Source organism: Halobacteroides halobius DSM 5150 (genome assembly GCF_000328625.1).
GTDB lineage: Bacteria > Bacillota > Halanaerobiia > Halobacteroidales > Halobacteroidaceae > Halobacteroides > Halobacteroides halobius.
The window spans coordinates 343,260-357,039 of the sequence record NC_019978.1; the positions used below are offsets into that span (position 1 = coordinate 343,260).

Genomic DNA, 13,780 nt, shown 5'->3' on the forward strand with positions numbered 1-13,780 from the left:
TTGGAATATCTTTGATAAACTATACCTAAAAGAGAATTTAGCATTTTTAAATATGGTCGCCAAATTAGATCTCCACAAATACCATGGCAGTTTAACCTCCCATATCTCGCAGGGTCTACGCCCCTAAATTCCTTCGTTCTACCTGTCCATGGGTGGAGGCTGGATATGCTCCTTAACTGGGTCATGCCCTTATGGAAAAATTCTTTCCAGCTTCTCCTGGCTTCGTTTATTAAAGTACAATTCCTATAATGAATAAAGCTAAAAGAACCAATATATAAATTTGATTTACTTACCTTTAAGCAGCATTCTTCACATTAGGTCTTTTAATATCATTCAACATCTTTTTCCCATCGTATTCTACTTGCTTTCTACCTAATGTAAAAAGAACTCGGATTAATTTACAACACAAAACTATCAGAGATTGTTTTTTCTTAAGCGGGTTTTCACGACGAGTAGTATAATATTTATGCAATTGTCTAAATTCATCATTCTGTGCCACCAGAGGCATTGCTACCCTATACAATAAAGCTCTTAATTTGGGACGTCCTCGCTTTGTTATTTTGGTTTCCCCCTTATGCTTACCTGAGCTATTTTCTTTTAAGTTTAAACCCGCCAAACTTATAATTTGCTTTGGATGTTCATAATCCCACAAATCACCTACTTCTGAGATGAAACCTGCTATTGTTTTAACTCCTACTCCATCTACTGTCAGCATTTTTTCAACCCCAGGTATCTTTTCTAACAACTTTTCTACTTTCTCCATTAAAACTTCTAACTCTTCGTTTATAAAACAATATTGTTTTATATGATAGCTAATCTCTTCTTTCCCCATCTTAAATCCTTCGGTTACACCTATTGACCTCACAGCTGCCTTTTTTAACTTCTTAGCTCTCTTTATTCCCACACCTCTTTTAATACCTTCTTCTCGCCATTTAGCTACTATTTCTTCTGCTTCCATCTTAGCTATCTGATCTGGATAAGGAAAATATTTTAAAGTAGCTAACGCTGCTTTTCCAGTCCAATCTTTAAATACTTCATTAAATTCTGGAAAATATATATCTAACCAACGCATTACTCTGTTTTTCACTCTGGTTAAATCTTGCGTTAGCTTTTCTTTATGCGTCATAGCTACTCTCATTTCCGCATAAATTCCTTCAGGAATATTTGGTTCAGAAAAGCGACCATCTTTAACCAATTGAGCTATTACTTTGGCATCTTTAACATCATTCTTTGTTGGATTATTATCATCTAACTCTTTCGATTTCTTTACATGATGAGGATTTACTAGTACTAGTTTTATTTCTTCTTCTGTGATGAATTGAGCTATATTTAGCCAATAATGACCTGTTGGCTCCATTCCTATAACTACTTCTTCTTTCTCATTTTCTATTTTAACTTTCTTAATCCAATTTAAAAGTCTTTCTAAACCATTCTGAGTATTCTTAAATTTTAATGGTTTATCATATTCAATCCCCCGATAGTTTTGGGCTCTCGCTACATGTTGCTTCTTGGCAATATCAATTCCAATTACTAAAGTTGTCGATTTAATTTGCTTAATCTTCTTATTTTGGGTATAATTCATTTGTCGGCCTCCTTGGTATTTGGTGTCTGCAACCAAAATTATACCAAGGAGTTCTTTTTTTGTCGAATGTCATATTTAAACCTAACAGGAATGCTCCTTATTAAGTGATTACTTTTAGTATATGATATTACCTAAGTTATTGTGTAATGGTGAATAAAAGATTGAGGATCGGTAATACTAAGCACAGGTAAAAAAGGAGGTAATAATAATGAAAGTTGAAGTTGATAAGGGAGCATGTATTAGTTGTGGGCTATGTGTTAATAGCGCAGGAGAAGTATTTAGCTGGGATGATAATGAAAAAGCTAAAGCTATTAGTGGAGATGTTCCTAGTGATTTAGAAGCAGATGTTACAGCAGCTGTAGAAGGCTGTCCTACTGATGCTATTATGGAGAAGTAGAATAAAAAAAAGGCGCCTTAAGGCGCCTTTTTGTTATAATTCTATCTTTAATTGTTTGTTGATTTTTTTATAGGTTCTAGCTACAGTAGAGGCACTAACTTCGTATCTCTTTCCTACATCGCCTTGAGTTAAATTAAGATCTACTAAGCGATTAACTAGGTATTCTAATCCGGCGGCCCAACTTGTTGCGTTTCCTCTAATTGAATCAGATTTTTCCTTGAATTTGCGCCATAGTTCTAAGCTAACATTTACTTCAGGAAGAGTTAGTTTTTGCTTCATCTTTTCGGTAGCTATTTTTTCTATTTTATCTGTTGGTTCTATATTATCATCTAATGTAATTTTAAATCTATTCTTTAATTCTAATAATGAATTATGTAAGTTTGATTCTTCTGTTGAAATTAATTCTTCTGTAATATTATCTAATGAAAGGTGGTCTTGTACCAATTCAATAATTTTTTGATCATAATTATCGTCATTTTGTCTTAATTTTAATTGTTGAATTTTACTTGGGATAAGGGAGATAAATAAACTATACTCTTGTATAAATTTATTCCAATATGATGTCTTATTTGTTGATTCATAAGCAGTTTGCAAATAATTAATAATATTTATAACTTGCTCTTTTAAATCATTGACTACTTTTCCTAAAGTACCTATAATTTGATATGTATTCTTTATTTTAGCTATACGAGTAAAAAGGATATCATGTTCATTAGCCATTTCTGTAAGAGTATCTGTTTTAGATACTATAAAAGTCTCATTTTCCCATAAATCTTTCAAATGATAACCTTCTTTGTCTATTTTTTTTACTTCGTAAACTCCTAAATTTAAATCTATTAATCGTTTAAGGACTCTTTTTTCTCTTCTGTTTAATTGATTACTATATTTTTCTGCAAATAATTTGATTAATGTTTGGTTCTCTTTAATTGGATAGTCAAATAAAATAATATTAGTTAAATTGGCGGCTTCCCCTTGGGCCAACTCCCTACTATGACCATAGTTCATTAATTTACGATAGTCTTTTTTTAATTCTCTAGTTTCTGACCGGAATTTTTCAGAAAAATTAATTGCTTTATTAATAACATTTTGTTTAGCATTATTATATAAGCGTTGAGTTTTTTCTTGAGGCAAGCAACATTTTTTATACTTTTGTTCACTTCCACAAGGACATGGTTCGTTTCTACCTACTTTAGACATAATTTTCCCTCCATATATCTTGATTTTAGCAAGATTATTGTATCATAATTAATTAGGTTTGTCTAAATTTTTGGTATTTTGTTTTAGTATTAAAGATAGAAAGGAGTAGTATAATGAAATTAAAATCTAAAATTAACCAATACGCTACTAAATTAGGAATAGATAAGATAGGGATAACAACTACTGATGATTTTAGTAGACTTAGAGATTTTTTATATAAGATGAGAGAGAAAGAGTTTTTATCTAAATTTGTAAAGAAAGATTTAGAACTGATTACTGATCCTAAAGAAGTACTATCAAATGCTAAATCAGTAATAGTCTGTGCTATTTCTTATCAAGTAGATGATGTTTATATAACTGAAAGTAAAGAAAAAACAACAAAAGAATTAAGGGGGAAGTTATCTAGATTTGCTTGGGGCCAAGACTATCACCATGTATTAGGAAAAAAACTAGATAAGTTAGTTCAATTTTTACAAAGAGAAGAAGAAAATTTAAAAGCTAAAACTTTTGTTGATACTGGGCCAACAATAGATCGTGCTTTAGCTAGGAGAGCTGGAATAGGCTGGCAGGGTAAAAATTGTAGTATTATTAATCCTGAGTATGGCTCTTGGATTTTTATAGGTGGAATTATTACTAATTTAGATTTAGAGATTGATCAACCTATAGAAGATCAATGTGGTGATTGTAGAAAATGCTTAGATGCTTGTCCTACAGGTGCTTTAAAGGCTCCTTATACATTAGATAGTAGAAAGTGCTTAGGCTATCTTACTCTCAAGCGAGGTTATATAGATCGAGATAATCGTAAGAAGTTTGGAACTAGATTATGGGGTTGTGATACGTGCCAAGAAGTCTGTCCTTCTAATCAAGAAGTAGAGATTGGAGATCATAAAGAATTTAGACCTCAAAAATTGGCTGCTTATCCTAAGTTACCACAATTATTAAGTTTAACTAAAAGTGAGTATAGAGATAAATTCGGGCCAACTCCTATGAATTGGAGAGGAAAAAGACCAATTCAACGTAATGCAGCTATTATCTTAGGTAATCTAGGTGATAAGGAAGCTGTTCCCTATTTAATTGAAGCCTTAGAAGATCCAAAACCAATTGTACGTGCTCATGCTGCTTGGGCTTTGGCAGAGATAGGAGATGGTAGCGTAGTAGATGATTTAAAAAAGGTTTTAGTTAAAGAAAAGGAGGAGAGGGTAAAAGAGGAGGTACAAGAAGCTATTAATCAATTTTAATATATAGTTGTACTTTTAGATTGCTGAGAGAGGATTTCTCACTAAATAAATTTCTCAAAATTCGTCTAAGCTTACTTCCATAAAAATAAGGTTAAGCTAATCAAAATAGGTGATTAGCTAACCCAAACCTTATTTTTATTCCAGTTCAATAAGACTCATTAATGAAAAATTTAGGAGTCGTTGCGAAACTCTCTCCAGCAATTACTAAAGGTATTGTGGGGCTTTTGGACTGTCTTATAGTTTTTGTTCATATGCTTTGAATGAAAGGTAAAATAGATATGAATAAGCAAATCTATGATTTGGTTTATCTCATTTTACCTGGAATGAAATGAACAAAAACTATTAAAGGAAAAAGCTACACAATGCCTGATTGAGAAGCGCAACTATGTATCAATAATATTTTACTTTTATAAAACAATTGTTAACAATTTAAGTTAGAGGTTGACAGTACTCCAAGAGTATTATACAATTTAAACTACAATTTATTGTAAACCTTAATATTTATTCGTTTACATAAATAGAAAAAGAGGAATGGAGGCGGATTATGTTAACTAAATTAAAGAAAAAAGTATTAGCAGGTGAAAAGATTACTAAAGAAGAAGCAATAAAGTTAGTTGAGTTAGAGGAAAGTAGAACTATGGAGTTATTAGCAGCAGCAAATCAGATTAAGAACCAGTTTATTGGTAAGAAAGTAGATTTATGTTCAATTGTAAATGCTAAATCAGGAAGCTGTTCAGAAGACTGTACCTTTTGTGCTCAATCTATTCATTATGATACAGGAGTAAGTAGTTATGATTTGTTAGATAGAAAAGATATTCTAGCTAGGGCCAAAGAAATAGGAGATAGTGGAGCAGAGCACTTTGGCATTGTAACTAGTGGTCGAGGAGTAGTTAGTGACCAAGAATTTGAGCAGATTTTAGAGACTATGAAGACAATTAAGGAAGAAACAGAGTTAGAAGTCTGTGCTTCTTTGGGAACTTTAGATCAAAAGCGGGTTGAAAAGTTATCAGGCATAGGTTTAAAGAGGTATAATCATAATTTAGAAACTTCCAAAAGTCATTTTCCTGAGGTCTGTACTACACATAGTTATGAAGATAGAGTTAAGACTGTTAGATTTTTAAAGGATAGAGATATAGAGGTCTGTTGTGGTGGAATTATAGGATTAGGTGAAGACTTTGCAGATAGAGTAGAATTAGCTTTTACTTTACGAGAATTAGATGTTGATTCAGTACCAATTAATATCCTAAATCCAGTAGCAGGAACTCCTGTAGAGGATAATGAATCGGTACCGCCGAGGGAGGTTCTAAAGACAGCGGCTATTTTTAGATTTACTTTACCTAATAAGGTAATTAAATTATGCGGGGGAAGAGAAGATAACTTACGTGACTTGCAATCCTTAAGTCTACTGTCAGGGATCAATGGATTATTAACTGGTAACTATTTAACTACTGAAGGTAGAGCTGTAGAAGAAGATATTCAGATGATTCATGATCTAGGATTGACAGAAGAATAAAGATTATTTTTTCCTTTTGCTGAGTAGCAAAGGGTTTTTTTGTGCAAATTAAAAAAGTAAAGATTTTAATTGGTTGATGTTGTAGTTTAAAGCTAAATATGTTATTATTTAATTAGATATCTAATTAAATCAAAGGAGGTATAGAATGAGTATTATCTTTGATAGAAGAAGTATTAGAAGTTATACTTCAGAGCCAGTTTCTGAAGAAGAGATAAAGTATTTATTACAAGCAGGAATGGCTGCTCCATCAGCTATGAATCAGCAACCATGGGAGTTTGTAGTAATTGATGATAGGGAAGTTTTAGATCAAATCCCAGAGTTTCATGACTATGCCCAGATGGTTAAAGAAGCTCCAGTGGTAATTGCTGTCTGTGGTAATCAGGAAGATTTAAAGTTTGATGATCCAGAAGCAGCTAAAAATTATATGTTACAAGATTGCTCGGCAGCTACGCAAAATATTTTATTAGCTGCTGAAGAACAGGGATTAGGTTCTGTTTGGTTAGGAGTTTATCCTCGAAAAAAGAGACGAAAAGATGTAAAGAAGTTGCTAAACTTACCAGATAAGGTTGTACCTATTTCTCTAGTAGTTATTGGGCATACTAATGAAGAGAAAGAAGTCAATGATAGATATTTAGAAGAGAAAGTACATAGAAATCAGTTTTGAGTTTTGAGTAGTGAGTGTGAGTTATGAGTAAATTGATTAAAAATTATGTAAGAATTTGTTTTAAACTACTGGATTAATAGGTTTTGAACTTTAATTGTACATTGTGAATTGTCAATTTTAAATTATATTAAAACTGGAGGGGTTTAAATGCCAATTATTAATCTTAACGGGCCAAAGTTAAGCACAGCCAAAAAGAAGGAGCTAGTCAAAAGGTTCACTGAGGTAGCTAGTGAAGTAATAGAGCTTCCTGAAGAAGCTATTATAGTTGAAATTAATGAGATGCCACCTGAAAATGTTGGAGTCGGAGGAGAACTATTATCAGAAAAAGAAGATAAGTAACTTTTAGGTTGAGGCTAAGGTCAACTATAAAGTCTAGAGAGTTTGGTCTAGGCCTTAGTCTTAATCTTCACCTTGATAAATAATTTTAAGCCATATAAGGGGGATTAAGTAATGACTAGTGATGTATATTATTCTAATATGAGGACTAGAGATAAAAAGAATAATCTGGTTAATAAGTTATCAAGATTATTTAAGAAAGCTGGATTTGAGGGAATGATCGATAAGGATGATTTATGGGCAATTAAGATTCATTTTGGTGAAAAAGGAGGCAATGCCTTTATTCGTCCTATGTTTGCCCGAAGGATGGTTAAAGAAATTAAAGAGCAAGCAGGAAGTCCATTTCTAACTGATGCTAATACTTTATATTCTGGAGCTCGATCTAATGCTGTTGATCATTTAAATACAGCTATTGCTAATGGCTTTGGTTATTCTACAGTATTAGCCCCATTGGTTATTGCTGATGGACTTAATGGTAAAAACTTTACTGAAGTTGAGATTGATGGAGAACATTTTGATTTTGTTAAAATTGGCTCTGAAGCTATGCAGGCTGATGGAATGATTAGTATGGCCCACTTTAAAGGACATGAATTAACTGGTTTTGGTGGAGCTATTAAAAATGTAGGTATGGGACTTGGTAGTCGTAGTGGTAAACAAATGATGCATACGGTAGTAGAACCGCAGGTTAATATTGAAGATTGTATTGCTTGTGGTAAGTGTGCAGAGTGGTGTGCTCATGATGCTATTGTTGTTGAAGAATTTAGTGAGATTAACTTAGACGAATGTGTTGGCTGTGGTGAATGTTTGGTTAGTTGTCCTGTTAATGTTATTTCTACTGCAGGTAAAAAGGATGCTCCTGTTGGAGTTCAAGAGAGAATGGCAGAGTTTACTTTAGGGGCAATTAAAGGTAAAGAGGAAAAAATGGGATATATAAATTTTGTAATGGATGTATCTCCTCTTTGTGATTGTACGCCATGGTCTGACCAACCAATTGTAAGTGATATAGGTATTTTAGCTTCTAAAGATCCTGTTGCTTTAGATCAAGCTTGTGCTGATTTAGTTAATCAACAGCCTGGTAATAAACATAGTGCTTTAGAGTGCAATTATGAACCAGGTGAAGATAAGTTTAGAGGGGTTCATCCAGATGTTGATTGGGAAGCACAATTGGTGCATGGAGAAAAAATAGGTTTAGGAACTAGAGAATATAATTTAATTGAAGTATAGTAGTTATGAGTTGTGAGTTATAAAATTGATATCTAGACCATATAATTGTAATGGTTTACTTAAGGCTAGACTTAAACTAAGTGGTTAGATATCTACTATTTGATTTAAATTGTCAATTAGCAGTTGTAAATTATTAAAAGGAGGGAGAGTATGAAAGAGGTATCTTATGATCAGTATATGCAAGAAGCTACTGAAGCTTTAGCTAAGGGTGCTTTTTTAACTGTGCAAGCAAATGATGAAGTTAATACAATGACCATTGGTTGGGGAAGTATTGGCTATATTTGGGGCCAACCTGTTTTTATGGTTATGGTCAGAGGTTCCCGCTATACTTATCAATTAATTGAAAATAGTGATGAATTTACGGTTAGTATTCCTTTACAAGGAAAGATGAAAGAAGAACTAAGTTTCTGTGGTAGTAAATCCGGTAGAGATTATGATAAATTCGCAGAGTGTGATTTAACTGCTTTAGAAGGAAAAGAAGTAGATACTCCAGTAATTGATGGTTGTGATCTACATTATGAATGTAAGATAAAATTCAAACAACCAATGGATAAAGAAAATTTAGATCAAGTAGTTGATGAAGAGTGGTATGCTCAGGAAGGTTATCATACTCTTTATTTTGGTGAAATTGTGACTTGCTATACAGATAATGAGTAGAAGAAAAAACCTTAGCTTAGGGAGTTAATCTTTAAGCTAAGGTTTTAATAATTATCTATCATTTTTTGTAGAGTATCAATACAATTTATTTTTTCCTCTTTACTTAATCCCTGGAATAACTGACGGTTAATTTTATCTCCTACCTCTAAAAAAGTATTTAATATTTCCTTACCTGTATCAGTCAACTCAATGCGATTACATCTTTTATCATCAGAGCAAGTTTTTCTAGTTATATAATCTTCTGTCTCTAATTTTTTTACTAAAACAGTTACTGTTGGTTTAGTTAGAGACAATTCATTAGCTAGATCACTCAAACGCAGGCACCCTTTTTCTTTTAATAGAAATAAAGCTTTTCCTTGAGTAGGATGCAAGTCAGCAATTTTATTTCTTTTGCACTCTTTTTTTATTTCTCTAGTTAAAGTTTTATTAAGCTGTGAAATAGTGATCGCCATATCTATAGAACAGATAGAGCAAAGTGATTTCATATAATTCACCTTCTTTTAATTAGTCAATTTTAATTATATCATAAATTAAATAATAATTAAAAAATAAAAATTTTACGCTATTTTTAGAATAGTAATTTTTGTTTTTATAGATAAATTTGGATTTTGGTTGAAGATTGTAAGTTTATTTATTGAATTGGTACACTTATTGAAAAATAGAGCTACAAAGGTTGACTCTACGACATGAAATTAATGATATAATTGTTAAACTACTGTAAGTGATGGAGATGTTACAGTTAATTATAGTTATGATGAAATGAATCGAGTAGTAGATATTACTCGAAATTTAGATGAAGTAGGACAAGCTTGGAATACTCATTATGATTATAATCACTATGGTGAATTAAAAAGTATAATTTATCCTTCTGATAATGTAGTAGATTATACTTATACATTAAGAGGGTTAATGGACAAAGTAATTTATAATGGAACAGAGGTTGCTAATTATGATTATAATAAAAATGGAGCGATTGATAGTATAGCTTATGGTCATGAAACTATAACAAATGATTTCACTTATGATAATAGACAAAGATTAACTAATATTTATGCTAAACAAAATAGTACTGGACAGAAAATTTTTGAACAGACCTATAATTATGATAATTTAGGTAATGTTACCAAGGAGACTGGAACTTATGGAGGAGAAATGGGGTACCAATATGATGAAGTAGGTCGATTGAAGGCAATTGATTATCCTGGTAACAAGAGAAAATTGTTTGATTATGATAAGATAGGTAATAGGAAGAAGTTAATTTACCAACATGGTTCTGGTGAAGATGATTATTACCAATACAAAGATATCTATAATAAAAATAATAATCAACTAAAAAATTATTCACTAAGTAAATACTCTCATTATAATTACACCTATAATGAAAATGGAAGTGTAACAAGTAAAAAATTAGTCCACGGTAAGATTGGTGATAATGGAGAATTAATATCTGCAGGAGACCCTTTGCAAGAGACTACTTATAAGTATGACTTACGGAATCAACTACGACAGATAAATATTAATGGTCATCAGATTAACTTTAAGTATAATACTAAAGGTTGGCGGATTAAAAAGGATAATGGAATTAGGACAACTTATTATTTGTATGGTAAAGGACAGCAAGTATTGGAAGAAAGAGATAGAACTAATCAGTTAAATAGACTCTTTATTTATGGTCAGAATGGCAGGATTGCTAGTGTAAATGGAGAGGGAGAATTAAAGTATATAATCAGTGATCAATTAGGTAGTACCTCTGTAATTACCGATGAAGAAGGAAATGAAGTTATGAGATATAAGTACAGTCCCTTTGGTAATTTAATTAAAAGTAAAGGTAATACTGAAGACAGTTATCGGTTTACAGGTAAAGAGTTTGATAGGATGACAGGATTATACTATTATGGTGCAAGATATTATGACCCGACAATTGGGAGATTTATTAGTGAGGATCCGATTCAAGATGGATGGAATTGGTATGTGTATTGTAGAAATAATCCGTTGAAATATGTTGATCCTGATGGGTTGTGGACTATGAGATTAGGATTTAATGCGTTTTATGGAAGGATAGCTGGTGGTAACCTTGATTTTATGTTTGCAGTAGATGATAATTGGAATTTAGCTTTTATGTATGAAAAAAGTGCTGGAACTTCTATTAGTCCATCAGCAGCTACTGGGGGATTTTTTAATCTAGGATTACAAGGTTCTTTTTCTGCCAATGCTGATACGGTTTTTGACCATGAAGGAACATCTATTAATACTGGGTTTGGAGTAGGAGTAACTAAATTTTCGGGAGGATATGATACTACTATTTCACCAAAGAATGGTAGTATTACACATAATTTTTCTCTCGGTATTGGAGGAGATACAACAGTATTACCTGCATCTTTTGAAACACATACATTTGTTGGGAAAACTCATATATTATGGTCTAAAAATTTAAAGGAAGAAGCTAAAAATATAGGTAAGAAGATAAAGAATTTTTTCTTTTAAAGAGACAAGGAAATACAGAATATAGATATAACTATCCTAATTCTAGATATGATTATGAATATAGTAGCTACAATAATTATTAGATGGGGGGAGAAGAAAATGGGTTTTAAAAAATATGAAATGGGTCGTTTTTATAAATTGTTTCATTATTTTCTTAAGATATGGATTTTATTTGTGTTATCAGTTGTGTGGTTTATTGTTCTGACAGGAGAACCTAATTTAGATAATAGTATTTTTGTTTTTATTGAAGGAGCGATAATATCATTTATTGTTCATGTTATTGGTTTTTATTATATTTTTAAGGTACCAATTTCAATTTTAATCAAAGAAGATAAAATAAAGTTTAATCTTTTATTTGGGTGGGGTAAGGAATTTGATAAAGAAGATATTCATAAATGTAGTTTTTCGAAGAATTTTTTAGGTGAGGATATAAGGTTTCTAATAAAGGTAAAAGGAAAGATGATAAAATATAGAATTTTGGTTAAATGTTATAGTGAAAAAAATTATAAGAAACTTAAAGAGGAAATAACTAAATTAACGAAAAACATCAAAACTATAAACAGTAATAACAATGATTTAAAAAATATATCAAGTTTAGATTTAGAGTTAAATAATAAAATGGCTTATAAGATAATAATTTTATATTTTATAGCTAGTTTGCCTTATTTTATAGTTAACTTTTACTTTAAAATGATTACATTAATTATAGTTGGGGTTATCTTTTCATTAACTATATTTTATTCTATATTTTCTCGAGTAGCAGATAAAGTAAAATTTATTAATGGAAATATTGTTTTTAAATCCATAATTAAAACTTATGAATTAAAAGAGTGTGATACTTTAATAAAGTTAACTAAATTTTTTAATAAAGATGTAATTATATTAATTAATGATAATTTTGGTTTTTTAAAGTATTTTTTGGTTTTTATTGAGGATGAAAATAAATTAGATAAAATAAAAAATTCAAAATAATTTATTCAGATATAAGTTAGAGTGCATTGTTTCTGAACAATCAAGTATTTTTTGAAAATAATTTCATAGTCTCCAGTTAAGCAGCTTGTAATGAGATTTTCTATTTAGTCGCTTTCTTCTCTCAATTGTTTTTTGATGATTTTTTTATGCTTTTGCACTATCGTTGCATTGTTAAAAACTATAAATTGACTAATTCAATGAAATTAAATTAGTACTCAAAAACTTAATGATAGTTAAATTTTTAAAAAACAATTTCATTTCAAAATAAAACTTTTATCTTGTATTAAAAGTAAAATATAGGATATATTTCTGAACAAGATTCTATTTTACCTTAGGTTTTAAGCAATAAATTTTATCAAGTACTATTAATCCATTTATTCCAATGGAAATCGCTTTTTACAACTGACAAAATAGAATATTTTATCTTTCTAGTAAGTTTAAGTAATGTTCCTTGGAATCTAGACTCTTTCTTAAGTAATTTTAGAATTAAAAATAAAATAACAGCACTATAAATTTGGGTTAAGACAGCATTTCTATTTTGCCCAAAAAATCTTTTTATCTTTAAATGTTGCTTAATCCATTTAAAAAATAATTCTATTTGCCATCTCTTTTTATACAAATAGGCTATTACATGAGCTTCCAAATCAAAACGATTAGTTAGAATATCTATGATTTTATCTTTTCCATTTCGATCAGTAGTTTTTACTCTAACTAGTCTTGTCTCATGTTTCATTCTAGTCTCTGAAGTATGGTCGCCTAGCATTACATCAGCGTCTAATATAACATCTGCTTCTTTATCCTTAGAAGTTAGATCTAACGATCTGATGAGTTCAATTTTAGTGTTAGATTTTGCTCTAGTTACAAAGTAAATATCATTTTCTATAAATTCATCAAATATTTCTTTATCATGAATTACAGCATCACTTATTATTATATTTTCTGGAGCATTAGTATTTAAATCATATAGAGTATGAAGCTTAATTCCACCTTTAGTACTTCTAAAATTAGCCCAAGGAAATAATGATAAACATAAGCTTACTGTTGAAGAATCTAAAATTTTTACAGAACCAATTTCTTTTAATGCTTTTTTAGCCCTTTATTAGCTTTAAGCTTATCAAAGAGGTGTTGAAAAATCTCAAAGAAAATTTTATAAGTTCTATCTTTATTTTTTCGAGATAACTGAGACTTACTTATCTTAGGTAATACTTTATTTAGTTGCTTATTATTCTTTAGATCCGAAACAAAATCTTCTAGACTTTCTTTTTTAGTAAGATGAAAGTAAAGTAAATATAACAAATGAACTTCTGTCTGTTGTTAGTTTATGAACCTTATAATCTGCATTATATTTATTAATTAAACCTTTTAGAAAATTTTTATCAATAACATCTAGCAGTTTAGTTAAAAGTATGGTACAATAATTCATGATTTCAGCTCCTTTGGTTTCATGGATTTTGTACTGTGCAGGTACTTATCCATTTAATCAAAGGAGTTTTATTTTTTCAATAACTTTTTATAA

13 protein-coding genes and 1 pseudogene are annotated in these 13,780 nt (G+C 30.5%); 9 read left to right on the forward strand and 5 right to left on the reverse strand.

Translation table 11 applies throughout. From position 1 onward, the window contains the following. Nucleotides 1–295: 295 nt before the first annotated feature. Nucleotides 296–1,582 carry an IS110 family RNA-guided transposase gene (locus tag HALHA_RS01635; protein ID WP_015326059.1) on the reverse strand — a complete coding sequence of 429 codons (1,287 nt, stop codon included), beginning with the start codon at nt 1,580–1,582 and terminating at the stop codon, nt 296–298. Between the two features lie 208 nt (nt 1,583–1,790). Here HALHA_RS01635 and HALHA_RS01640 point away from each other — a divergent pair, with 208 nt between their 5' ends. Continuing rightward, nucleotides 1,791–1,979: a ferredoxin gene (locus tag HALHA_RS01640; protein WP_015326060.1), complete on the forward strand. Its 189-nt coding sequence runs from the start codon at nt 1,791–1,793 to the stop codon at nt 1,977–1,979. Nucleotides 1,980–2,012: 33 nt separating this feature from the next. Here HALHA_RS01640 and HALHA_RS01645 read toward each other — a convergent pair whose 3' ends face one another. Further along, complete coding sequence (locus HALHA_RS01645) at nt 2,013–3,176, reverse strand: YecA family protein (RefSeq protein WP_015326061.1); 1,164 nt, start codon at nt 3,174–3,176, stop codon at nt 2,013–2,015. Between the two features lie 113 nt (nt 3,177–3,289). Here HALHA_RS01645 and queG point away from each other — a divergent pair, with 113 nt between their 5' ends. The 6 genes from queG to HALHA_RS01675 all read left to right on the forward strand — a co-directional run bounded on the left by queG (nt 3,290) and on the right by HALHA_RS01675 (nt 8,808). Beyond that, nucleotides 3,290–4,414 carry a tRNA epoxyqueuosine(34) reductase QueG gene (gene queG / locus HALHA_RS01650; RefSeq protein WP_015326062.1) on the forward strand — a complete coding sequence of 375 codons (1,125 nt, stop codon included), beginning with the start codon at nt 3,290–3,292 and terminating at the stop codon, nt 4,412–4,414. A 544-nt stretch (nt 4,415–4,958) separates the two neighbouring features. Next, a complete protein-coding gene (bioB, locus tag HALHA_RS01655; protein WP_015326063.1) occupies nt 4,959–5,927 on the forward strand; it encodes a biotin synthase BioB in 969 nt (322 codons plus the stop codon). Between the two features lie 145 nt (nt 5,928–6,072). Beyond that, nucleotides 6,073–6,591 carry a nitroreductase family protein gene (locus HALHA_RS01660; protein ID WP_015326064.1) on the forward strand — a complete coding sequence of 173 codons (519 nt, stop codon included), beginning with the start codon at nt 6,073–6,075 and terminating at the stop codon, nt 6,589–6,591. A 147-nt stretch (nt 6,592–6,738) separates the two neighbouring features. Beyond that, nucleotides 6,739–6,930, forward strand: a complete 192-nt coding sequence (gene dmpI / locus HALHA_RS01665) for a 4-oxalocrotonate tautomerase DmpI (protein WP_015326065.1) — start codon at nt 6,739–6,741, stop codon at nt 6,928–6,930. Nucleotides 6,931–7,041: 111 nt separating this feature from the next. Next, entirely contained in the window at nt 7,042–8,151 is a 1,110-nt protein-coding gene (locus tag HALHA_RS01670) for a DUF362 domain-containing protein (protein ID WP_015326066.1), read from the forward strand. A 150-nt stretch (nt 8,152–8,301) separates the two neighbouring features. Next, nucleotides 8,302–8,808, forward strand: coding sequence for a flavin reductase family protein (locus HALHA_RS01675; protein ID WP_015326067.1), 507 nt, complete (start codon nt 8,302–8,304; stop codon nt 8,806–8,808). A 44-nt stretch (nt 8,809–8,852) separates the two neighbouring features. Here the strand turns inward: HALHA_RS01675 and HALHA_RS01680 are convergent, their stop codons facing one another. Further along, nucleotides 8,853–9,293 carry a MarR family winged helix-turn-helix transcriptional regulator gene (locus HALHA_RS01680; protein WP_015326068.1) on the reverse strand — a complete coding sequence of 147 codons (441 nt, stop codon included), beginning with the start codon at nt 9,291–9,293 and terminating at the stop codon, nt 8,853–8,855. A 274-nt stretch (nt 9,294–9,567) separates the two neighbouring features. On the opposite strand from HALHA_RS01680, the gene HALHA_RS01685 reads away from it, so the two are divergent. After that, the gene (locus tag HALHA_RS01685; protein WP_015326069.1) at nt 9,568–11,292 is read left to right on the forward strand and encodes an RHS repeat domain-containing protein; all 1,725 of its coding nucleotides are present in this window, start codon (nt 9,568–9,570) and stop codon (nt 11,290–11,292) included. A gap of 99 nt (nt 11,293–11,391) precedes the next feature. Then, entirely contained in the window at nt 11,392–12,264 is an 873-nt protein-coding gene (locus HALHA_RS01690) for a hypothetical protein (RefSeq protein WP_015326070.1), read from the forward strand. Nucleotides 12,265–12,762: 498 nt separating this feature from the next. Here HALHA_RS01690 and HALHA_RS01695 read toward each other — a convergent pair. Together HALHA_RS01695 and HALHA_RS13645 are read right to left on the reverse strand one after the other, a co-directional pair. Continuing rightward, a pseudogene (locus HALHA_RS01695) lies at nt 12,763–13,321 on the reverse strand (transposase); the annotation flags it as partial. Nucleotides 13,322–13,341: 20 nt separating this feature from the next. Continuing rightward, nucleotides 13,342–13,560 (reverse strand): hypothetical protein, encoded by a 219-nt coding sequence (locus tag HALHA_RS13645; protein WP_245547376.1) that lies wholly within the window; start codon nt 13,558–13,560, stop codon nt 13,342–13,344. Nucleotides 13,561–13,780: the final 220 nt, after the last annotated feature.

Excerpts from the sequence above, each read along its gene's own strand:
- HALHA_RS01635 (WP_015326059.1), bottom strand. The coding sequence starts at position 1,582 with ATGAATTATACCCAAAATAAGAAGATTAAGCAAATTAAATCGACAACT.
- HALHA_RS01640 (WP_015326060.1), top strand. The coding sequence starts at position 1,791 with ATGAAAGTTGAAGTTGATAAGGGAGCATGTATTAGTTGTGGGCTATGT.
- HALHA_RS01645 (WP_015326061.1), bottom strand. The coding sequence starts at position 3,176 with ATGTCTAAAGTAGGTAGAAACGAACCATGTCCTTGTGGAAGTGAACAA.
- queG (WP_015326062.1), top strand. The coding sequence starts at position 3,290 with ATGAAATTAAAATCTAAAATTAACCAATACGCTACTAAATTAGGAATA.
- bioB (WP_015326063.1), top strand. The coding sequence starts at position 4,959 with ATGTTAACTAAATTAAAGAAAAAAGTATTAGCAGGTGAAAAGATTACT.
- HALHA_RS01660 (WP_015326064.1), top strand. The coding sequence starts at position 6,073 with ATGAGTATTATCTTTGATAGAAGAAGTATTAGAAGTTATACTTCAGAG.
- dmpI (WP_015326065.1), top strand. The coding sequence starts at position 6,739 with ATGCCAATTATTAATCTTAACGGGCCAAAGTTAAGCACAGCCAAAAAG.
- HALHA_RS01670 (WP_015326066.1), top strand. The coding sequence starts at position 7,042 with ATGACTAGTGATGTATATTATTCTAATATGAGGACTAGAGATAAAAAG.
- HALHA_RS01675 (WP_015326067.1), top strand. The coding sequence starts at position 8,302 with ATGAAAGAGGTATCTTATGATCAGTATATGCAAGAAGCTACTGAAGCT.
- HALHA_RS01680 (WP_015326068.1), bottom strand. The coding sequence starts at position 9,293 with ATGAAATCACTTTGCTCTATCTGTTCTATAGATATGGCGATCACTATT.
- HALHA_RS01685 (WP_015326069.1), top strand. The coding sequence starts at position 9,568 with ATGAATCGAGTAGTAGATATTACTCGAAATTTAGATGAAGTAGGACAA.
- HALHA_RS01690 (WP_015326070.1), top strand. The coding sequence starts at position 11,392 with ATGGGTTTTAAAAAATATGAAATGGGTCGTTTTTATAAATTGTTTCAT.